The organism is Pseudomonas pergaminensis (assembly GCF_024112395.2).
Classification (GTDB): Bacteria; Pseudomonadota; Gammaproteobacteria; order Pseudomonadales; family Pseudomonadaceae; genus Aquipseudomonas; species Aquipseudomonas pergaminensis.
Map to the genome: position 1 here is coordinate 4,778,427 of NZ_CP078013.2, position 19,519 is coordinate 4,797,945.

Annotated in this window: 22 protein-coding genes; 2 read left to right on the forward strand and 20 right to left on the reverse strand. The window is 59.6% G+C overall.

Annotated elements, in window-relative coordinates; all coding sequences use genetic code 11:
* Positions 1-13 precede the first annotated feature (13 nt).
* The 10 genes from KUA23_RS21570 to KUA23_RS21615 form a co-directional block, all read right to left on the reverse strand.
* Positions 14-2,218 (reverse strand): chemotaxis protein CheA, encoded by a 2,205-nt coding sequence (locus KUA23_RS21570; protein ID WP_252992820.1) that lies wholly within the window; start codon positions 2,216-2,218, stop codon positions 14-16.
* An 11-nt stretch (positions 2,219-2,229) separates the two neighbouring features.
* Positions 2,230-3,018, reverse strand: coding sequence for a protein phosphatase CheZ (locus KUA23_RS21575; RefSeq protein WP_078049605.1), 789 nt, complete (start codon positions 3,016-3,018; stop codon positions 2,230-2,232).
* 18 nt (positions 3,019-3,036) lie between these two features.
* Entirely contained in the window at positions 3,037-3,411 is a 375-nt protein-coding gene (locus tag KUA23_RS21580; protein WP_015885173.1) for a chemotaxis response regulator CheY, read from the reverse strand.
* 168 nt (positions 3,412-3,579) lie between these two features.
* On the reverse strand, positions 3,580-4,320 hold the full coding sequence (fliA, locus tag KUA23_RS21585) for an RNA polymerase sigma factor FliA (RefSeq protein ID WP_016976604.1): 741 nt from the start codon (positions 4,318-4,320) through the stop codon (positions 3,580-3,582).
* A complete protein-coding gene (gene fleN / locus KUA23_RS21590; RefSeq protein WP_003192912.1) occupies positions 4,317-5,150 on the reverse strand; it encodes a flagellar synthesis regulator FleN in 834 nt (277 codons plus the stop codon). The genes fliA and fleN overlap by 4 nt, the downstream gene beginning before the upstream one ends.
* 105 nt (positions 5,151-5,255) lie before the next feature.
* Positions 5,256-6,572 (reverse strand): flagellar biosynthesis GTPase FlhF, encoded by a 1,317-nt coding sequence (flhF, locus tag KUA23_RS21595; RefSeq protein ID WP_078049606.1) that lies wholly within the window; start codon positions 6,570-6,572, stop codon positions 5,256-5,258.
* 12 nt (positions 6,573-6,584) lie between these two features.
* Positions 6,585-8,699: a flagellar biosynthesis protein FlhA gene (flhA, locus tag KUA23_RS21600; RefSeq protein ID WP_250883698.1), complete on the reverse strand. Its 2,115-nt coding sequence runs from the start codon at positions 8,697-8,699 to the stop codon at positions 6,585-6,587.
* Between the two features lie 161 nt (positions 8,700-8,860).
* Positions 8,861-9,064, reverse strand: coding sequence for a cold-shock protein (locus KUA23_RS21605; RefSeq protein ID WP_252992821.1), 204 nt, complete (start codon positions 9,062-9,064; stop codon positions 8,861-8,863).
* A gap of 32 nt (positions 9,065-9,096) precedes the next feature.
* On the reverse strand, positions 9,097-9,309 hold the full coding sequence (locus KUA23_RS21610) for a S1 domain-containing protein (RefSeq protein ID WP_252992822.1): 213 nt from the start codon (positions 9,307-9,309) through the stop codon (positions 9,097-9,099).
* 226 nt (positions 9,310-9,535) lie between these two features.
* The gene (locus tag KUA23_RS21615) at positions 9,536-10,246 is read right to left on the reverse strand and encodes a hypothetical protein (protein WP_143523160.1); all 711 of its coding nucleotides are present in this window, start codon (positions 10,244-10,246) and stop codon (positions 9,536-9,538) included.
* 455 nt (positions 10,247-10,701) lie between these two features.
* Between KUA23_RS21615 and KUA23_RS21620 the strand changes: the two genes are divergently transcribed.
* Together KUA23_RS21620 and KUA23_RS21625 are read left to right on the forward strand one after the other, a co-directional pair.
* A complete protein-coding gene (locus tag KUA23_RS21620; RefSeq protein ID WP_252994304.1) occupies positions 10,702-10,923 on the forward strand; it encodes a hypothetical protein in 222 nt (73 codons plus the stop codon).
* A gap of 12 nt (positions 10,924-10,935) precedes the next feature.
* Positions 10,936-11,139 carry a cold-shock protein gene (locus KUA23_RS21625; RefSeq protein ID WP_214498093.1) on the forward strand — a complete coding sequence of 68 codons (204 nt, stop codon included), beginning with the start codon at positions 10,936-10,938 and terminating at the stop codon, positions 11,137-11,139.
* A gap of 207 nt (positions 11,140-11,346) precedes the next feature.
* Here KUA23_RS21625 and flhB read toward each other — a convergent pair whose 3' ends face one another.
* The 10 genes from flhB to KUA23_RS21675 form a co-directional block, all read right to left on the reverse strand.
* Complete coding sequence (gene flhB, locus KUA23_RS21630) at positions 11,347-12,483, reverse strand: flagellar biosynthesis protein FlhB (RefSeq protein ID WP_078049612.1); 1,137 nt, start codon at positions 12,481-12,483, stop codon at positions 11,347-11,349.
* 3 nt (positions 12,484-12,486) lie between these two features.
* Positions 12,487-13,272: a flagellar biosynthetic protein FliR gene (gene fliR, locus KUA23_RS21635; protein ID WP_252992823.1), complete on the reverse strand. Its 786-nt coding sequence runs from the start codon at positions 13,270-13,272 to the stop codon at positions 12,487-12,489.
* 4 nt (positions 13,273-13,276) lie between these two features.
* Entirely contained in the window at positions 13,277-13,546 is a 270-nt protein-coding gene (fliQ, locus tag KUA23_RS21640) for a flagellar biosynthesis protein FliQ (RefSeq protein WP_010208761.1), read from the reverse strand.
* 4 nt (positions 13,547-13,550) lie between these two features.
* Positions 13,551-14,294 carry a flagellar type III secretion system pore protein FliP gene (gene fliP, locus KUA23_RS21645; protein WP_016976565.1) on the reverse strand — a complete coding sequence of 248 codons (744 nt, stop codon included), beginning with the start codon at positions 14,292-14,294 and terminating at the stop codon, positions 13,551-13,553.
* Positions 14,294-14,737, reverse strand: a complete 444-nt coding sequence (gene fliO, locus KUA23_RS21650; protein ID WP_252992824.1) for a flagellar biosynthetic protein FliO — start codon at positions 14,735-14,737, stop codon at positions 14,294-14,296. The genes fliP and fliO overlap by 1 nt, the downstream gene beginning before the upstream one ends.
* A gap of 1 nt (position 14,738) precedes the next feature.
* Complete coding sequence (gene fliN / locus KUA23_RS21655; RefSeq protein WP_033900765.1) at positions 14,739-15,206, reverse strand: flagellar motor switch protein FliN; 468 nt, start codon at positions 15,204-15,206, stop codon at positions 14,739-14,741.
* 34 nt (positions 15,207-15,240) lie between these two features.
* A complete protein-coding gene (gene fliM / locus KUA23_RS21660; protein WP_017735217.1) occupies positions 15,241-16,209 on the reverse strand; it encodes a flagellar motor switch protein FliM in 969 nt (322 codons plus the stop codon).
* A gap of 9 nt (positions 16,210-16,218) precedes the next feature.
* Complete coding sequence (gene fliL, locus KUA23_RS21665) at positions 16,219-16,719, reverse strand: flagellar basal body-associated protein FliL (protein WP_071489823.1); 501 nt, start codon at positions 16,717-16,719, stop codon at positions 16,219-16,221.
* A 233-nt stretch (positions 16,720-16,952) separates the two neighbouring features.
* The gene (locus tag KUA23_RS21670; protein ID WP_252992825.1) at positions 16,953-18,293 is read right to left on the reverse strand and encodes a flagellar hook-length control protein FliK; all 1,341 of its coding nucleotides are present in this window, start codon (positions 18,291-18,293) and stop codon (positions 16,953-16,955) included.
* A gap of 854 nt (positions 18,294-19,147) precedes the next feature.
* A complete protein-coding gene (locus KUA23_RS21675; RefSeq protein WP_178954099.1) occupies positions 19,148-19,495 on the reverse strand; it encodes an Hpt domain-containing protein in 348 nt (115 codons plus the stop codon).
* Positions 19,496-19,519: the final 24 nt, after the last annotated feature.

Consider the following 19,519-nt stretch of genomic DNA (forward strand, 5'->3'; position numbering starts at 1 on the left):
TGCCCCACCAGAATCAAATACGCCGAGCGGCGTAACGCTTGAGCATGCTCGGAACATCGAGAATCAGCGCGATCCGACCGTCACCGGTGATGGTCGCACCCGACATGCCCGGGGTTCCCTGCAGCATTTTGCCCAAAGGCTTGATGACCACTTCTTCCTGGCCAACCAGTTGATCGACGACAAAGCCGATCCGCTGGGTGCCCACGGAGAGAATCACCACATGGCCTTCGCGCTGCTCTTCGTGCTTGGCCGATGCCACCAGCCAGCGCTTGAGGTAGAACAGTGGCAACGCCTTGTCGCGTACGATCACCACTTCCTGACCGTCCACCACGTTGGTGCGCGACAGGTCGAGGTGGAAGATCTCGTTGACGTTGACCAGCGGGAAGGCGAAAGCCTGGTTGCCCAGCATCACCATCAGGGTCGGCATGATCGCCAGGGTCAACGGCACCTTGATCACGATCTTGGAGCCCTGGCCCTTGGTCGAGTAGATGTTGATCGAGCCGTTGAGCTGGCTGATCTTGGTCTTCACCACGTCCATGCCGACGCCACGGCCCGACACGTCGGAAATCTCGGTCTTGGTCGAGAAGCCCGGGGCGAAGATCAGGTTGTAGCACTCGGTGTCGGTCAGGCGGTCGGCGGCGTCCTTGTCCATCACGCCGCGCTTGACCGCGATGTTGCGCAATATGGTCGGGTCCATGCCTTTGCCGTCGTCAGTGATCGACAGCAGGATGTGGTCGCCCTCTTGCTCGGCGGCCAGGATCACCTTGCCGTTGCGCGACTTGCCCGAGGCTTCGCGCTCTTCCGGGGTTTCCACGCCGTGGTCGACGGCGTTGCGCACCAAGTGGACCAGCGGGTCGGCCAGGGCCTCGACAAGGTTTTTGTCGAGGTCGGTTTCTTCACCCACCAGTTCCAGGTTGATCTCTTTCTTCAGCTGACGCGCCAGGTCGCGAACCAGGCGTGGGAAGCGGCCGAAGACTTTCTTGATCGGCTGCATCCGCGTTTTCATCACGGCGGTCTGCAGGTCGGCGGTCACCACGTCGAGGTTCGACACGGCCTTTTGCATGGCTTCGTCGCCGCTGCTCAAGCCCAGGCGTACCAGGCGGTTACGCACCAGTACCAGTTCGCCGACCATGTTCATGATGTCGTCCAGGCGTGCGGTATCAACCCGCACGGTGGTTTCGGCTTCACTGGCAGGCTTCTCGGCCACCGGTGCTGCAGCGGCACGCGCCGGAGCCGGTGCTGGCGCTGCGGCTGGCGTGGCAGCTGGCTTGGCGGCCGGGGCCGGCGCTGCGGCTTTGGCGGCCACCGGTGCAGCGGACGCGACCGCTGCGGCCGGGGCCACTTCGCTGAACTTGCCCTTGCCGTGCAATTCGTCCAGCAGGGACTCGAACTCGTGATCGGAGATCAGGCCGTCGCCCGCCGGTGCTGCATTGGCAGCGGCAGGCGCCGCAGCCGTGGCGGCGACTTCCGGCAAGGCGTCGGCCACGAAGGTGCCCTTGCCATGCAGTTGGTCGAGCAACGCTTCAAATTCGTCGTCGGTAATGTCGGTGCTGGCACTGGCGGCAGGCGCCTCTGCAGCAGCAACCGGTGCGACAGCATCGGCCGCAAACTGGCCTTTGCCATGCAACTGATCGAGCAGGGACTCGAACTCAGCGTCGGTAATGTCTTCGCTGGTCGGTGCTGCGACGGCAGCCGCCGGCGTCTCTGCCTCGGCCTTCACGGCACTGAGGGAGTTGAGCAGCTGTTCGAACTCGCTGTCGGTCACATCCGGCTCGGCTTGCGCCACGGGCTCCGGCGCGGCTTCCACCACAGGCGCAGCCGAGGTGTCGGCAGGTTCTGCCAGGCGCGCCAGCGCGGCCAGCAGTTCCGGGGTGGCCGCGGTGATCGGGGCACGTTCGCGCACTTCGCTGAACATGCCGTTGACCGCATCCAGCGCTTCGAGAATCACGTCCATCAGTTCCGAGTCGACGTGCCGCTCACCCTTGCGCAGGATGTCGAACACGTTCTCGGCGATGTGACAGCACTCCACCAGCTCATGGAGCTGGAGGAAGCCGGCGCCCCCTTTTACAGTGTGAAAACCGCGAAAAATTGCATTGAGCAGGTTCGCATCATCCGGGCGGCTTTCCAGCTCGACCAGTTGTTCGGACAGTTGCTCTAAAATTTCGCCGGCCTCTACAAGGAAATCCTGAAGGATTTCTTCATCGGCGCCGAAGCTCATGTGGGTGCTCCTTAGAAGCCTAAACTGGATAACAGGTCATCTACGTCATCCTGACCTGACACAACGTCTTCACGTTTATCGGCATGAATCTGCGGACCTTCACCCTTGGCGAGATGTTTTTGTGGATCTTTTTCCGAGAGGATCGCTTCGCGGTCATGTTCAATGCCGGCAAAGCGGTCAACCTGGCCTGCCATAAGCACCAATTTGAGCAAGTTGCTTTCCACTTCGGTGACCAACTGGGTCACACGCTTGATCACCTGGCCGGTGAGGTCCTGGTAATCCTGGGCGAGCAGAATGTCGTTGAGGTTGCTGGAAACCGTGCGGTTTTCCTGCTCGCTGCGTGACAAGAACCCATCGACCCGACGCGCCAATTCACGAAACTCTTCAGCCCCCACTTCCCGGCGCATGAAGCGGCCCCAGTCAACGCTGAGGGCCTGGGCTTCATTGGCCATGCCGTTGACCAGAGGCGTGGCGTTTTCCACCAGGTCCATGGTGCGGTTGGCCGCCGCCTCAGTCAGCCTGACCACGTAGGACAGGCGTTCGGTGGCATCAGTGATTTGCGAAATTTCTTCGGCCTGGGGCATATGCGGGTCAATCTGGAAATTGACGATCGCACTGTGCAGCTCGCGTGTGAGCTTGCCCACTTCCTGGTACAGGCCGCGGTCACGGGTCTGGTTGAGCTCATGGATTAACTGCACCGCGTCGCCGAACTGGCCTTTCTCAAGGCTGTCGACCAACTGATGAGCATGCTTTTTCAGGGTCGACTCGAAGTCTCCCTGTGACGTTTCTTTATGCTCCATAGCTCCCCCGCGATGGCATTAGCCGTGGATGCGTTCGAAGATTTTTTCGATCTTCTCTTTCAAGGCCAAGGCAGTGAATGGCTTGACCACGTAACCGTTAACCCCGGCTTGGGCGGCTTCGATGATCTGCTCACGCTTGGCTTCGGCGGTCACCATCAGCACAGGCAGGCTGCGCAGCTTTTCGTCAGCGCGCACGTGGCGCAGCAAGTCGATGCCGGTCATGCCCGGCATGTTCCAGTCCGTTACCAGAAAGTCGATGCTCCCGCTGTTGAGGATCGGAATCGCCGTAATGCCGTCATCCGCCTCGACCGTGTTAGTGAACCCAAGGTCACGCAACAGGTTTTTTATGATCCGCCGCATCGTTGAGAAGTCATCAACGATGAGGATTTTCATGTTCTTGTCCAATTCGACCTCCAAGCAGTCTTAAACGCGCCCAGCACCTGGACGCGCCATTTCAATCAACAGGCATTACACAAAAAGGACTGCCGGGGGCACCACGGGTCGAACCCGCGAAGGCTGCTTGCCCTCGCGGTATCGTCTACAGTGTCCCCACACTGCCTGTCAGCGCGCTCGCCACTCTCCCAAACGCCCCCGCAAGCGGGCTGCGCACTGGCTGTGCAACTGGCTGACCCGCGATTCGCTGACCCCCAGGACCTCACCGATTTCCTTGAGGTTCAGCTCTTCGTCGTAGTACAGCGCCAACACCAGTCGCTCACGCTCCGGCAAATTGGCAATCGCGTCCGCCAACGCCCCCTGGAAACGCTCATCTTCCAGGTCACGCGATGGCTCCATATGAGCGCTCGCGCCGTCCTCGTGCAGCCCTTCGTGTTCGCCGTCCTGCAAGAGGTCGTCGAAACTGAACAGGCGGCTGCCCAAGGTATCGTTCAAAATCCCGTAGTAATCGTCGAGACTCAATTGGAGTTCGGCCGCAACTTCGTGATCTTTAGCGTCGCGACCGGTTTTTGCTTCAATTGCGCGAATTGCGTCACTGACCATGCGCGTATTGCGATGCACCGAACGCGGCGCCCAGTCACCTTTGCGCACTTCATCGAGCATCGCGCCACGTATGCGGATACCCGCGTACGTCTCGAAACTCGCCCCCTTGCTCGCGTCGTATTTGGTCGACACTTCGAGCAGGCCGATCATGCCCGCCTGGATCAGGTCTTCGACCTGGACGCTGGCGGGCAGGCGTGCCAGCAAGTGATAGGCGATACGCTTGACCAGGGGCGCGTAGCGCTCGATCAATTCGCCCTGGCTGTCACGGGCAGACTTCTTGTACGCGTTGTAGCCGGTCGCTGTCATAGCACGGGTCCTGCGCTCGTCTGATGCACCAATCGCTCGACGAAAAACTCCAGATGCCCCCGAGGGTTGGCGGGCAACGGCCAGGTATCGACCTTCTGGGCAATAGCCTTGAACGCCAATGCGCATTTGGAACGAGGGAACGCTTCGTAGACTGCACGCTGCTTTTGCACAGCCTTGCGCACACACTCGTCGTAGGGAACTGCGCCGACGTATTGTAAGGCGACATCGAGGAAGCGATCCGTGACCTTGGTCAACTTGGCGAACAGATTGCGCCCTTCCTGCGGGCTCTGGGCCATGTTGGCCAGGACGCGGAAGCGGTTCATGCCGTAGTCACGGTTAAGCAGTTTGATCAGGGCATAGGCGTCGGTGATCGAGGTGGGTTCGTCGCAGACCACCAGCAACACTTCCTGTGCAGCACGCACGAAGCTGACCACGGACTCGCCGATCCCAGCGGCGGTGTCGATCACCAGCACGTCGAGGTTGTCGCCGATATCACTGAAAGCCTGGATGAGGCCGGCATGCTGCGCCGGGCTCAGGTGCACCATGCTCTGGGTGCCCGAGGCAGCCGGCACGATGCGGATGCCACCGGGGCCCTGCAGCAGCACATCGCGCAGCTCGCAGCGGCCCTCGATCACATCGGCAAGGGTGTGTTTGGGTGTCAGCCCCAGCAGAACGTCCACGTTCGCCAAGCCCAGGTCAGCATCCAGCAGCATGACGCGACGGCCAAGCTCTGCCAGGGCCAGGGACAAATTCACTGACACGTTAGTTTTCCCGACGCCACCTTTGCCGCCGGTCACCGCGATCACCTGTACGGGATGCATGCTGCCCATTTTATTTCTTTACCTTGTCTTGCTTAGACGCAGGCTACATGGCTTGGCCGCGTGAATCGCTTGCAGACCATCGATGTAGATACATTTCACGGTGTTCATCCTGACTCAACCCACCCGCTTTGCCGGGTTGTGGTAAAGGTCGGCGAACATATCGGCCATCGCTTCCTCGCTAGGCTCTTCTTGCATTTGCACGCTGACTGCACGGCTGACCAACTGATGACGGCGCGGCAGATGCAAATCATCCGGGATCCGCGGCCCGTCGGTCAGGTAGGCGACCGGCAATTCATGACTGATGGCCAGGCTCAGCACCTCGCCCAGGCTCGCGGTTTCATCGAGCTTGGTGAGGATGCAACCGGCCAGGCCACAACGCTTGTAACTATGATACGCAGCGGTAAGAACCTGTTTCTGGCTGGTGGTTGCAAGCACCAGGTAATTTTTCGACTTGATGCCACGCCCCGCCAGGCTTTCCAACTGCATGCGCAATGCCGGGTCGCTGGCTTGCAGGCCGGCAGTGTCGATCAGCACCACGCGCTTGCGCAGCAAGGGGTCCAGGGCGTTGGCCAGGGACTGGCCCGGGTCGACATGGGTCACCGACACATTGAGGATCCGGCCCAGGGTCTTGAGCTGCTCCTGGGCACCAATACGGTAGCTGTCCATGCTCACCAGCGCGATATTCTGAGCGCCGTACTTGAGCACGTAACGAGCCGCCAACTTGGCCAGGGTGGTGGTCTTGCCCATGCCGGCAGGGCCGACCATGGCGATCACACCACCCTCTTCCAAGGGTTCGATTTCCGGGGTGACGATCATCCGCGCCAAGTGGGCCAGCAACATGCGCCAGGCTTGGCGAGGCTCTTCGATTTCAGTGGTCAGGGCCAGCAGGTCGCGAGACAACGGGCCAGACAGGCCGATACGTTGCAAACGACGCCACAGGTTGGCCTGCTGCGGCTTGCTGCCTTGCAGTTGGGTCCAGGCCAGCGAGCCAAGCTGCACTTCAAGCAGTTCGCGCAGGCCGTTGAGTTCAAAGCGCATCGAATCAAACACGCGCTGGTCAACCGCAGGCGCCGGAGCAGGCGCAGCAGGACGCGGCGGTTCTTTGAAGGTGGGCTCGACCAGCGGCTCGGCAGCGGTCAGCGGCAAGCCGGCGAACAATTGGCGGTTGGTGGTGGCATCGCTGTCGCCGCGCATGCTCAGTTCAGCCTGGGCCGAGACAATCCGCGAAGCGGTCTTGCGCAGCTCGTCTTCGAGCTCCATGTTCGGCACGCGCGGCGCCAGGGCCTGGGGTGTGTAGTCCAGGGCAGCCGTCAGCTCGACACCGCCGGCAATACGACGGTTTCCGATAATCGCGGCGTCGGCGCCCAGCTCATCACGAACCAGTTTCATGGCCTGACGCATATCGGCGGCGAAAAAACGCTTAACTTGCATAACCCACTACCCTCAGCCGTTGGGCCCTACTGTCGCGACGATAGTCACTTGCTTGTTGTCAGGAATTTCCTGATAAGCCAAAACGTGCAAATTCGGTACTGCCAAGCGTCCAAACCGCGACAACATCGCCCTGACCGGGCCGGCCACCAGCAGTATCACCGGCTGGCCCTGCATTTCCTGGCGCTGTGCGGCGTCAATCAACGAACGCTGCAGTTTCTCAGCCATGCTTGGCTCCAGCAGAACGCCCTCTTCCTGGCCTTGTCCTGCCTTCTGAATACTATTGAGCAATATTTGTTCCAACCTTGGTTCCAAGGTGATCACAGGCAGCTCGGAGTCAAGCCCTACAATGCTTTGGACGATTGCACGCGACAATCCGACGCGCACCGCAGCCACCAGGGCGGCAGTATCTTGACTCTTGGCGGCATTGTTGGCGATGGCCTCTGCAATGCTGCGAATGTCGCGTACCGGCACCTGTTCGGCCAGCAGCGCCTGCAACACCTTGAGCAATTGCGACAGCGACAGGATGCCCGGCACCAGTTCTTCGGCGAGTTTTGGCGAAGCTTTGCCGAGCAAACCCATCAATTGCTGGACTTCCTCGTGGCCGATCAGCTCGTGGGAGTGCTTGTACAGGATCTGGTTGAGGTGGGTGGCGACCACCGTGCTGGCGTCCACCACGGTGTAACCCAGGGACTGTGCCTGGCTGCGCTGGCTGATTTCTATCCATACCGCGTCCAGGCCAAAAGCCGGATCTTTGGCGGTGATGCCGTTGAGGCTACCGAACACCTGCCCCGGGTTGATCGCCAGTTCGCGGTCCGGGTAGATCTCGGCTTCGGCCAGGATCACGCCCATCAGGGTCAGGCGGTAGGCGCTCGGGGCCAGGTCGAGGTTGTCGCGGATATGCACCGTGGGCATCAAGAAGCCCAGGTCCTGGGACAGTTTCTTGCGCACGCCCTTGATCCGCGCGAGCAATTGGCCGCCCTGGTTGCGGTCCACCAGCGGGATGAGGCGGTAGCCGACTTCCAGGCCGATCATGTCGATCGGGGTCACGTCGTCCCAGCCCAGCTCCTTGGTTTCCTGGGCGCGGGCCGGGGATGGCAGCAGTTCCTGCTGACGCGCGATCTCTTGCTGGGCCTGGACCTTGACCGCATTCTGCTTTTTCCAGAACAGGTAGGCACCGCCAGCCGCCATGGCCGCCATGCTCAGGAACGACACGTGAGGCATGCCCGGCACGATCCCCATGATCGCCATGATGCCTGCCGCCACGGCCAGGGCCTTGGGCGAGGCAAACATCTGCCGGCTGATCTGCTTGCCCATGTCTTCGGAGCCCGACGCACGGGTCACCATGATCGCCGCAGCTGTGGATAACAACAGTGATGGCAATTGCGCCACTAAACCGTCACCGATGGTCAGCAGCGCGTACACCTTGCCCGCATCGCCGAAGGTCATGCCGTGCTGGAAGATCCCCACGGCCATGCCGCCGATAAGGTTGATGAACAGAATGAGCAGGCCGGCGATGGCGTCACCGCGCACAAATTTGCTGGCACCGTCCATGGAACCGTAGAACTCAGCCTCCTGGGCGACTTCCAGGCGACGGGATTTGGCTTGGTTCTGGTCGATCAGGCCGGCGTTGAGGTCGGCGTCGATGGCCATCTGTTTGCCGGGCATCGCGTCGAGGGTAAAACGCGCGCTCACTTCGGAGATGCGCCCGGCGCCTTTGGTGACCACCACAAAGTTGATGATCATCAGGATCGCGAACACCACGATACCGACCACGTAGTTACCGCCGATCACCACCTCACCGAAGGCCTGGATCACCTTACCGGCGGCGGCGTGGCCGTCCTGGCCGTGCAGCATGACCACACGGGTCGACGCTACGTTGAGCGCCAGGCGCAGCAGGGTCGCCACCAGCAGAATCGTCGGGAATACCGCAAAATCCAAGGGCCGCAGGGCGTACACGCAGACCAGCAACACCACCACAGACAGGGCAATATTGAAGGTAAAGAACACGTCGAGCAGGAACGGCGGCATCGGCAACATCATCATTGCCAGCATCACCAGCAACAACAACGGCACACCCAGATTGCCTCGCGAGAGGTCAGTCAGGGTGCTGCGGGCGTTGCCGAGCATTTGAGAGCGATCCACCACCGGTATTCCTCGTGTCCTTTGAAGCAAAGTTTTGACGCAATTGGGCGTCTTGCAGGCGGTATTGCAAGAAGCCTTCCAACTTTTGCTCTAAGGGTCAGATCGCTCTCAGGGGCATTGCCTTGAAACCATCGGTGAGGACGAAACTACAAGGGTTTGACGTTATCGGCCTGGGGGCCTTTTGGGCCTTCAACGATGTCGTATTCGACTTTCTTGCCTTGTTCGAGGGTTCTGAAGCCATCGGTTGTTATTGCGGAATGGTGGACAAATACATCTGCGCTTCTATCGTCCGGCGAAATAAAACCAAACCCCTTGTCCGCGCTAAACCACTTCACCGTACCTGTTGCCATTACCTTTCTCCCGGCCGCTCGCTCGATGCCCCCTATGGAGATCGCGAGATGAGCTTGATATTGAACGCATAAATCCCTTTGGGCCGCTGGATCCTCGATAACTGCACGTGCAGGCCATTCTTCAGCCAGACCCCGGCTGAACTGAGAAGGTCAACACGTACAGGCTCATCCTCGCCATCCAGTGCAATCAAGCCTTCACCGGTTTTTCGACTATAAGATTTGATCGTGCCGGTTAGCGCTTCCATCACCGCTCCTCCGCACCGTTCAGGCATGCAGCGTGTAGCGCCATGGAACCGCGAGCGGGCAATACTGGCTACTGTTAACGTTGACAGGTAGAGCGACTTAGCGACGAACGGTATTCGCATTCCCATCTTCCCCAAAACATGAGGGCGCATAGATCGTGTTAGACAAATGCGCCCTCATTTCCCGCCGCATAAAATACGCTTCAATATATTGACTACACAGACACTATCAACAACCCAGCATATTCAGCTTGATAGAAATGATCTGCTCCTCCAATGTCATCTCCTGCCCCTCATGCATTTTTTCAATGACATCCATTTCCCGACGAGTAGGCAAACCTTCATGGGTTAATATTGTTTCCAAGTCTTCTGTTTCAACCGGCACTGTTTGCGCTGTGAATTCAGTCGGGTCCATGGTCAGATATTTTTCCAGTTGACGCTCAACCACGGCAAACTTCTCAACTGCCCTTCGCTCCTCCGCTGTACGTGGATGACGCCCGTCGAGAAATTGGTACAGCCGTTGATCCTCGGGTGTAATCGTGGCTTTGGCTGTCTCCAGCACCTGCCCCATAACACTCTTATGGGCCTTAATCTCAGATTTGCCATCCACCACTACAACCGGTTTTTCCGAGACATTCTGTGCGACGGAAGCACCAGGCATAAAGCCCTTGAGAAAACTCGCAAGCGTTTGTGCGAGCTGATGAAACAAATCACTCAAGGACTGAACGACTGGATTACTCAATGGCTGATTCGTCATCTCACCCACCCAATTGGTGCCAACAACCGGCTGTGTGTATGAACGCTTCATCACATGACCGTCGCGATCACCGGGCGCCAAAGCAACCGCTTTATATAAATGTTTCTCCCTTCCAAATCTATCACCACACTGTTCTTCACGATGATGGGCAGGCATAGATAAGTGCCGAGATGCAATATCCATTATTCATAGTCCCTCAGAGAGCGATTCATTGAGTGTTTCATTTAAAAAAACACAGCATAAGATGCAGCCTTGATTGAGTGGGATAATCCCCCTCCAAGTTCCGACCCATAAAATTCAAGAAATTACATACAACGAATAAACACCCCAATCACCGACCCACAACAGCAGCATTAAAGGAAAACCACACTATCAAGTCTGACTGAACAGAAAGAAACGTCCCACCCGCCGGCTTGCCGGCAAAAAAACCAAGGGCGTCGCGTTCAGCCTGTCTGCCTGCGTATTGTTAACGACCATCGCTGGCAAGCCAGTTCCTACAGCAGGTGGGTCTGCCGTTCGTCGTAAACTGTGCTTGACCTGTCAACTTTGACAGTAGTCACAGGGTGCTTCCCGTTGTTTATTACACGCCATGCACTTCGCGCATGTAGTAAACGAGATGCAGGAGAGCGGTATTGAAGGTGAGTAGAGGTATTGTCAAATCCTATGAATTGACCCGTGGTGAGTGGTTGATTGCGTTGGACGACGGAGAAGAAATCGTCTTCATCGATTGGAGCGACTGGCAATGGGCTGCGCTGTCGATTGGTGAGCCGATAATGTTCCAAATGGTCCATAAACCCCAGGGCGTTTATGCGCTTCCCATTCGTGCGCATAACGATACCGAGACGGGTCCAGAGGTGTAAAGGAGAGCGGCAGTGGCAACAGGCACAGTGAAGTGGTTTAACGCGGAGAAGGGGTTTGGTTTTATTGCCCCGGATGATGGGAGTGCGGACGTTTTTGCCCATTACTCGGCAGTTACGTCAGATGGGTACAAAAGCCTAAATGAAGGCCAAAGAGTAGAATTTGACGTAGTACAAGGACCAAAAGGTCTTCATGCGGCGAATATACGACCTATTTAAAGGTTCAAATGTGGAGCGGGCTTTCAGTCGCTAGATGGCTCGCTGATATTAGCCACATCAGGCTCGTTAGGTGTTGACCCCCAATAGAAATACCCACCGGTATTCCCATCAAGCAATAGTTGGAAGGCGTCTTGCAATACCGCCTGCAAGACGCCCAACAGCGTCAAACCTTTGCTTCATGCATTGAGGTTTTACACCGCCCCCGGATTAAGTATCGCGGCGCAGTTCTGGGGGAATGGGTAGGTCTTTGAGCGGGTCCGGGCGCTTACCCTTGCCCGCGCGGTACTGGCGAATCTGATAAACGTACGCCAACACCTGCGCGACGGCCAGATAGAGCCCGGCGGGGATCTCCTGGTCGAGGTCGGTGGAATAGAAAATCGACCGCGCCAGCTCCGGCGACTCCAGCAACAGGATGTCGTTGGCCACCGCGATCTCGCGGATCTTCAACGCGGTAAAGTCACTGCCCTTGGCCAGCAGCATCGGCGCGCCGCCCTTCTCCGGGTCGTATTTGAGGGCGACGGCGTAGTGGGTCGGGTTGGTGATGACCACGTCGGCGTCGGGCACCGAGGCCATCATCTTGCGCTGGGACATTTCCCGCTGCAGTTGGCGAATGCGCTGCTTGACCTCGGGGCGGCCCTCTTGGTCCTTGTGCTCGTCGCGCACTTCCTGCTTGGTCATCAGCAGTTTCTTGTGGCTTTCCCACAGCTGGATCGGGGCATCCACGGCGGCGATGATGATCAGCCCGGCGGCCATCCACAGCGCGCTCCAGCCCACCACCTGCACGCTATGGATGATTGCTGACTCCAACGGTTCATGGGCGATGCGCAGCAGGTCGTCGATGTCGGACGACAACACCATCAGCGCCACAAACAGAATCAGGATGAATTTGGCCAATGCCTTGAGCAACTCCACCAGGGCCTTGGTGGAAAACATGCGCTTGAGCCCGGCAGCCGGGTTCATGCGGCTGAACTTGGGCGCCATGCTGCTGGCAGCGAACAGCCAGCCACCCAGGGCGACCGGGCCGATCAGCGCGGCCAGCAGCAAGGTGATGAGGATCGGTTGCACCGCCAGGATCGCGATCTTACCCGAGTGCAGCAGGTACTGGCCCATGGCATCAGGGTTGAGCAGCACTTCGCGGGGCAAGGCGAAGTTATGCTTCATCAACTCCATCAAGTCCAACGCCAGCCCGCCGCCATAGATCAGCAAGGCGCCGGCACCGGCCATCATGGTGGCGACGGTATTGAGCTCTTTGGAGCGCGCAATCTCGCCCTTTTCCCTGGAGTCCTTTTTACGTTTCTCCGTGGGGTCTTCTGTCTTGTCCTGACCACTCTCGCTCTCGGCCATGGCTCAGCGCGCCCGTGCCAGATCACGTAAAAACTGCAAGGCGTCGGTCGCCAGCGGTTGATACTGATTGAGAATGTCGGCCAGGCCGACCCAGAAAATCCCCATGCCCAACACCAGGGTCAATGGGAAACCAATCGAGAAAATGTTCAGTTGCGGCGCTGCACGGGTCATGACGCCAAAGGCGATGTTGACCACCAGCAACGCGGTGATCGCCGGCAGCACCAGCAACAGCGAAGCCCCCAGCACCCAGCCGAGGCGCCCCACCACTTCCCAGAAGTGATTGACCACCAACCCCGAGCCCACTGGCAAGGTGGTGAAGCTTTCGGTCATCACTTCGAAGGCCACCAGATGGCCGTTCATGGCCAGGAACAGCAAGGTCACCAGCATGGTCAGGAATTGCCCGATCACCGCGGCCGACACACCGTTGGTAGGGTCGACCATGGACGCGAAGCCCATACCCATCTGGGTCGAGATGATTTGCCCGGCAATCACAAACGCCTGGAAAAACAGTGAGAGGGAAAACCCCATCAGCGCGCCGATCAGGATCTGCTCGGCAATCAGCAGCAATGCACTCAGATCGATCGCGTTCACCGCCGGCATCGGCGGCAACCCAGGCACGATCACCACGGTGATCGCCACCGCAAAGTACAGGCGTATCCGGCGTGGCACCAGGGTCGTGCCGAACACCGGCATGGCCATCAACATCGCTGTCACCCGGAACAGCGGCAGGATGAAGGACGCCACCCAGGTGCTGATCTGGGTGTCGGTCAATGCCAGCAAGGACTGCATCGGGTCAGCCGATCAACTGCGGAATACTGCCGTACAACTGCAGGATGTATTCCATGAAGGTCTGCACCAGCCACGGGCCAGCCACGATCAGGGTGACCAGCATCACCAGCAGGCGCGGCAGGAAGCTCAAGGTCTGTTCGTTGATCTGGGTCGCGGCTTGGAACATCGCCACCAGCAAGCCCACCAACAGGCTTGGCACCACCAGCACGGCGACCATCACGGTGGTCAGCCACAGCGCTTCACGGAACAGGTCGACGGCGACTTCTGGCGTCATTGCGCTATACCCCGCCGAAACTGCCGGCCAGGGTGCCGATAATCAGCGCCCAACCGTCCACCAGCACAAACAGCATGATCTTGAACGGCAACGAGATGATCAACGGTGACAGCATCATCATACCCATGGCCATCAACACGCTCGCCACCACCAGGTCGATGATCAGGAACGGGATAAAGATCATGAAGCCGATCTGGAACGCGGTTTTCAATTCGGAGGTGACGAACGCCGGCACCAGGATGGTCAGTGGCGCCTGGTCCGGGGTGGCGATGTCGGTGCGCTTGGACAAGCGCATGAACAGCTCAAGGTCGCTGGAACGGGTCTGCGACAGCATGAAATCCTTGATCGGGCCCTGGGCCTTGTCGATCGCGTCCTGGGCGGTCATTTTCTCCGCCAGGTAGGGTTGCAGGGCTTGCTGGTTCACCTTGTCGAACACCGGCGCCATGATGAACAACGTCAAGAACAAAGCCATGCCGGTGAGGATCTGGTTCGACGGCGTCTGCTGCAGGCCCAGGGCCTGGCGCAGGATCGAGAACACGATAATGATCCGCGTGAAGCTGGTCATCAGCATGACGAACGCCGGGATAAAACTCAGCGCGGTCATGATCAGCAGGATCTGCAGGCTGACCGAATACTCCTGCGCACCCGCCGCGTTGGTCCCCAGCGTAATCGCCGGGATCGACAACGGGTCGGCGCCGAACGCCAATGGCGCCGCCAGCAGCAGCATGAGCGTCAATAAAACGCGCATTACTTCTTATCCTTCTGATCCTTGCCCAGCAACTCCATCAGGCGCTGGGCGAATTCTGGCGTGGCGGACTGGCTCTGATCCACGCTCACCGGGGTCTTGAGCACATGCAGCGGGGTGATGCGACCGGGCGTGATGCCGAGCAGGATCTGCTCCTCGCCCACTTGCACCAGCACCAGCCGATCACGCGGGCCGAGGGCGCGCGAACCGATCATCTCGATCACCTGGCCGTTGCCCGGGCCCACGCGCTGCACGCGGCGCATCAGCCAGGCCAGCGCAAAGATCAAACCCACCACCAGCAACAGGCCCAGTACCAGCTGGGTCAGTTGCCCGCCGATGCCGCTGCTCACCACCGGCGCTGCCGTCGCAGCCGCTTGCGCGACCGGCTCAGCCGCGAGGGCGCTCAATGGCAGCGCCAGAAACAGTCCCGCCATCGAATACTTCATATCAGCGCAACTTCTTGATGCGTTCGCTTGGGCTGATCACGTCCGTCAGGCGGATGCCAAACTTCTCGTTGACCACCACCACTTCGCCGTGGGCGATCAGGGTACCGTTGACCAGCACGTCCAGCGGCTCACCGGCCAGGCGGTCCAGCTCGATCACCGAACCCTGGTTGAGTTGCAGCAGGTTGCGGATGTTGATTTCGGTGCTGCCCACTTCCATGGAAATCGACACCGGGATGTCGAGGATCACATCCAGGTTCGGGCCGTCGAGGGTCACCGGGTCGTTGTTTTTCGGCACGCTGCCGAATTCTTCCATCGGCAGGCGGTTGCCGGCCGGCGCGGTGGCAGCGTCAGCGGCCAACAGCGCATCGATATCGTCCTGGCCAACATCGCCGGTTTCTTCCAGGGCTGCCGCCCATTCGTCAGCCAGTGCCTGGTCTTCGGCGGAAGTGTTTTCGTGTTCGGTAGCCATTACATGTCCTCGGCGGAGCAGAAATTAATGTGGATCAGCGACGGTTGATCGGTTCAATCACTTGCAACGCCAGGTTGCCTTTGTGAGAGCCGAGCTTGACCTTGAACGACGGCACGCCGTTGGCGCGCATGATCATTTCTTCCGGCAGTTCGACGGGAATCACATCCCCCGGCTGCATGTGCAAAATATCGCGCAAACGCAACTGGCGACGGGCCACGGTGGCGCTCAGGGGCACGTCGACGTCCAGCAGGTCTTCGCGCAGGGCCTTGACCCAGCGTTCATCCTGGTCGTCCAGGTCGGACTGGAAACCGGCGTCGAGCATCTCGCGCACCGGTTCGATCATCGAGTACGGCATGGTCACGTGCAGGTCGCCACCACCGCCATCGAGTTCGATGTGGAAGGTCGACACCACAATGGCCTCGCTGGGGCCGACGATGTTGGCCATGGCCGGGTTCACTTCCGAGTTGATGTACTCGAAATTGACTTCCATGATCGCCTGCCAGGCTTCCTTCAAGTCGATGAAGGCCTGCTCCAGCACCATGCGCACCACGCGCAGCTCGGTCGGGGTGAATTCACGCCCTTCGATCTTGGCGTGGCGGCCGTCGCCACCAAAGAAGTTGTCCACCAGCTTGAACACCAGCTTGGCGTCGAGGATGAACAGCGCGGTGCCGCGCAGCGGCTTGATCTTGACCAGGTTGAGGCTGGTGGGCACGTACAGCGAGTGCACGTACTCGCCGAACTTCATCACCTGCACGCCGCCTACCGCCACGTCCGCCGAGCGGCGCAGCATGTTGAACATGCTGATCCGGGTGTAGCGGGCAAAACGCTCATTGATCATCTCCAGGGTCGGCATGCGTCCACGGACGATACGATCCTGGCTGGTGAGGTCATAACTTTTGACGCTGCCGGGCTCGGCAGCCATTTCGGTCTGTACCAGACCATCGTCGACGCCATGCAGCAGCGCGTCGATTTCATCCTGGGACAGCAGGTCTTGCACGGCCATGTCGTGATCCTACTGCAATACGAAGTTAGTGAAGAGCGCCTGCTCGACCACGACTTTGCCGAGTTCCTTCTGGGCCACTTCCTGCACGCTGGCCGTGACCTTCTGGCGCAGCATTTCCTGGCCCACCGGGGTGGCGAGTGTGTCGAAGCTCTGGCTGGAGAACAGCATCACCAGGTTGTTGCGGATCACTGGCATGTGCACCTTGAGGGCGTCCAGGTCCGACGCGTTGCGGGCCAGCAAGGTGATGCTCACTTGCAGGTAGCGCTGACGACCGTTCTGATTGAAGTTGGCGACAAAGGCCGGGAGCATCGGCTCGAAGATTGCCGGTTGCTTGACGTTAGTGGCGGTTTCGGCGGCGGGTGCCGGTTTGCTTGCACTGCTGTGCATGATGTACCAGGTGCCACCCACCGACGCGCCGATGGCCAGGAGCAGGCCCAGGACTATCAGCAGGATAAGCTTGAGCTTACCTTTGCCTGCGGGTGCTTTTGCTGCGTCGTCGCTCTTCGCCATGCCAATAATCCGTCACTATTCGGGGATTCATAGATCTACGGAATGGCAAGAGCAAGTGTTATGCCAGAGTTGTCTGGCAGATTGGGAAGAACACCCTGCAATCTGCCTTGCAACTGATCCCTGTGGGAGCGGGCTTGCTCGCGAAAGCGCTAGGTCAGCGATAGAAGTGCTGACTGATCCACCGCATTCGCGAGCAAGCCCGCCCCCACATCTGGGCCTGTGCAAGGCTTGAATCAGGCGTAGTAGTCGACCGCGCTGGAACCGATCACGGTTGAGGTCACGGGCGTCACCGCTTCAGCTACATCAATATGATTGCCGCTGTCGCCATTATCACCGCCACGTCCGCCGCTGCTGCTCACGCCACGGGTCTGGGCCTGTTGTTGCTGCTGTTCCTGGCCACGGGACTGGTCGGAGACGTTGACGTCCACCTGGCCCATGCCCTGCTGGGCGAACATCTCCCGCAGGCGGCCGGATTGGCTTTCCAACGCTTCACGCACCACCGGGTGGGCGCTCATGAAATTGACCTGGGCCTGTTGGTCGGCGGTCATGTTGACCTTGATATCCAAGCGACCGAGTTCAGCCGGCTGCAACTGGATCTCGGCCGACTTGAGGTTGGCGCTGGACAGGTACATCACACGGTTGACGATTTCGTCGGTCCAGCCGCTCTGGTGCATGGCCAACGGCGCATTGGTCACCGGCGGCAAGGCATTGGCGGTTTTCGGCGTGGCCGCTTGCGTCAACGCGGCCAGGCGGTTGGCGAAGTCATCGACACGGGTGTCGCTGCTGGCATTCTTCAGGTCCTTGAGGCCGTCGTCGATCAGCCCGCTGAAGGCCTTGTCGCCGCCCTGGTCGGTGCTGTCCTTGGTGGCTTGTTGGTCAACCATATTGGCCAGGCCAGCGGCGAAGTTCTGCGCGGCGGTCGGCTGATCCTGGGTCGGTGCCGGCGCGGTTTTGGCCGAGGCCTGGCTGCTGGCCGACACGTGGCCACCCTGCTCCATCGCCAGGCGCACGGTCGGCATAGCGTCGAGGGGATCGGCCTCCGGATCGAAGGCCGGCTTGGCCTCCTCGGTCGCGGCGACCGGCGCTGCCACCACCGGCTGGGTTTTGTCGTCCTTGGCGGTGGTGACAGGCGCTGGGGTTTCAACCGGCACTGGCACGGCCACCGGGGTGACGGTGGCAATCAGTGCCGGATCGACCACCGGGTCTGTCGGGGGCTGCTGTACCAGGGATGGGTCGGCAGGCGCGTCGTCGTCCTTGCTGGCACTGTCGTCGGTGTTGGCCGGTGGCTTGGCAGGCAAGGTATTGCCGCTATCGGCAACCGCTGGCGTGCTGGCGGCAGGTTTGTCGCTGCTTGCCGCTGGCTTGGCACTGGCGTCGGAAGACTTGCCGGCGGTGGGCTTGGGCGAATTGTCGTCGGCCTTGGCCGTGGGTTTGGAAGCCTGGTTGGCGAACACTTGAGCGAAGCCAGGGCCCTTGTCCCGTGGGTCCGCAGCCACTGCCGGTGGATTGGCGGCGGGCGCTTTAGGCTTGGCCGCGGGGGCAGCCTGAAGGAGCGAATTCGGGGCGACTGGCATAGGTAAAGGTCTCCACTGCATGGGGGTCGGGGATGCAGTATTGGGAGGTAGAGCAAGAGTCGGGCCAGGTTTGGGGGCGGTTGGTTTTATTGAGTACATATCCGTTTTTTAGGTAACGGCTGATATTGGTTCCGCCCTTACGGCGGGTCACTTTTGAAAAGAGCCCAAAAGTAACCAAAAGGCTCTTGCCCCAACACTCGGTACCTCGCCTAGGCTCGGTATGCCCGTAATCCGACAGTGATTTGTGGGGCCGCCGCCACGCGCCATCCATGGCGCGGGGCGGCTAAACCGGCATCCCTGCCGGTTTACCCCCCAAATCCCTGTCAGATTCCGGCCAGCGTGTTTGACGGGGCGCCTAAGATCAAAATCAAAAGCAAAAGCACAGCGGCCTGACAGCCGGCTTGAGTGGTGTGAAGCAAAGGCAAAAGCCAACGCGGTCCTGTAGGAGCCGGCTTGCCGGCGATGGTCGTTAACGATGATGGGGGTACATCTGGATAAACGCGGCGATCTCACGTTTTTCGCCGGCAAGCCGGCTCCTACAATGGACCGCGTATCCACGATGCGAAGCGAGTCGCTCTTGATCTTGATCTTAGGCGCCCCGTCAAACACGCTGGCCGAACGCAGGCTTTGGAGCGTGGGTAACCCGGCAGGACGCCGGGTTAGCCGCGCTGGGCCAAGGATGGCCCATCGCGGCGGCCCACGCTCCAAAGCCGGAGTGAGGGCACACCGAGCCTAAGCGAGGTGCCGAGTGTTGGGGCAAGAGCGTTTTGCTTACTTTTGCGCTTTTCAAAAGTGAGCCGCCGTAAGGGCGGAACCAATACCCGCCGTTACCTAAATAACGGATATGTACTCAATCAGATCTGAAACCGCTGCCGCTCCGTCTCATACAACGGCTTCACCAACGCAAACTCCCGATCAATCTGATCCACCAACTCCCCCAGATCCCCAACCACAGGCCCAACGGACTCAACCTCCAACCGCTGACACAACTGCGCCAACCTCACCGCCCCAAGGTTCCCACTGCTCCCCTTGAAGCTATGCGCAATGCGCCCCAACGCCTTCGCATCATCCCTGGCCTTGCGCAACGCTTCGACGCGCTTCTGGGAATCATCGAGAAAGGTATCAAGCAACTTGGGATACTCGCCTTCCATGACTTCCTGCAGACCCGACAACACCTCCGGGTCCAGATGTAGATCAACCACTTGCTCGCTCCTTGATCAAGAATC

What these genes read in the sequence shown, in the direction of transcription:
- KUA23_RS21610 (WP_252992822.1), bottom strand. Translation starts at nt 9,309, where the DNA reads ATGGAAGCGCTAACCGGCACGATCAAATCTTATAGTCGAAAAACCGGT.
- KUA23_RS21615 (WP_143523160.1), bottom strand. Translation starts at nt 10,246, where the DNA reads ATGGATATTGCATCTCGGCACTTATCTATGCCTGCCCATCATCGTGAA.
- fliP (WP_016976565.1), bottom strand. Translation starts at nt 14,294, where the DNA reads ATGCGCGTTTTATTGACGCTCATGCTGCTGCTGGCGGCGCCATTGGCG.
- KUA23_RS21570 (WP_252992820.1), bottom strand. Translation starts at nt 2,218, where the DNA reads ATGAGCTTCGGCGCCGATGAAGAAATCCTTCAGGATTTCCTTGTAGAG.
- fleN (WP_003192912.1), bottom strand. Translation starts at nt 5,150, where the DNA reads ATGGGCAGCATGCATCCCGTACAGGTGATCGCGGTGACCGGCGGCAAA.
- KUA23_RS21605 (WP_252992821.1), bottom strand. Translation starts at nt 9,064, where the DNA reads ATGGCAACAGGTACGGTGAAGTGGTTTAGCGCGGACAAGGGGTTTGGT.
- flhB (WP_078049612.1), bottom strand. Translation starts at nt 12,483, where the DNA reads ATGGCCGAGAGCGAGAGTGGTCAGGACAAGACAGAAGACCCCACGGAG.
- fliA (WP_016976604.1), bottom strand. Translation starts at nt 4,320, where the DNA reads ATGACAGCGACCGGCTACAACGCGTACAAGAAGTCTGCCCGTGACAGC.
- fliR (WP_252992823.1), bottom strand. Translation starts at nt 13,272, where the DNA reads ATGCAGTCCTTGCTGGCATTGACCGACACCCAGATCAGCACCTGGGTG.
- KUA23_RS21580 (WP_015885173.1), bottom strand. Translation starts at nt 3,411, where the DNA reads ATGAAAATCCTCATCGTTGATGACTTCTCAACGATGCGGCGGATCATA.
- KUA23_RS21670 (WP_252992825.1), bottom strand. Translation starts at nt 18,293, where the DNA reads ATGCCAGTCGCCCCGAATTCGCTCCTTCAGGCTGCCCCCGCGGCCAAG.
- fliM (WP_017735217.1), bottom strand. Translation starts at nt 16,209, where the DNA reads ATGGCCGTGCAAGACCTGCTGTCCCAGGATGAAATCGACGCGCTGCTG.
- flhA (WP_250883698.1), bottom strand. Translation starts at nt 8,699, where the DNA reads ATGCTCGGCAACGCCCGCAGCACCCTGACTGACCTCTCGCGAGGCAAT.
- fliN (WP_033900765.1), bottom strand. Translation starts at nt 15,206, where the DNA reads ATGGCTACCGAACACGAAAACACTTCCGCCGAAGACCAGGCACTGGCT.
- flhF (WP_078049606.1), bottom strand. Translation starts at nt 6,572, where the DNA reads ATGCAAGTTAAGCGTTTTTTCGCCGCCGATATGCGTCAGGCCATGAAA.
- KUA23_RS21575 (WP_078049605.1), bottom strand. Translation starts at nt 3,018, where the DNA reads ATGGAGCATAAAGAAACGTCACAGGGAGACTTCGAGTCGACCCTGAAA.
- fliL (WP_071489823.1), bottom strand. Translation starts at nt 16,719, where the DNA reads ATGGCGAAGAGCGACGACGCAGCAAAAGCACCCGCAGGCAAAGGTAAG.
- fliO (WP_252992824.1), bottom strand. Translation starts at nt 14,737, where the DNA reads ATGAAGTATTCGATGGCGGGACTGTTTCTGGCGCTGCCATTGAGCGCC.
- fliQ (WP_010208761.1), bottom strand. Translation starts at nt 13,546, where the DNA reads ATGACGCCAGAAGTCGCCGTCGACCTGTTCCGTGAAGCGCTGTGGCTG.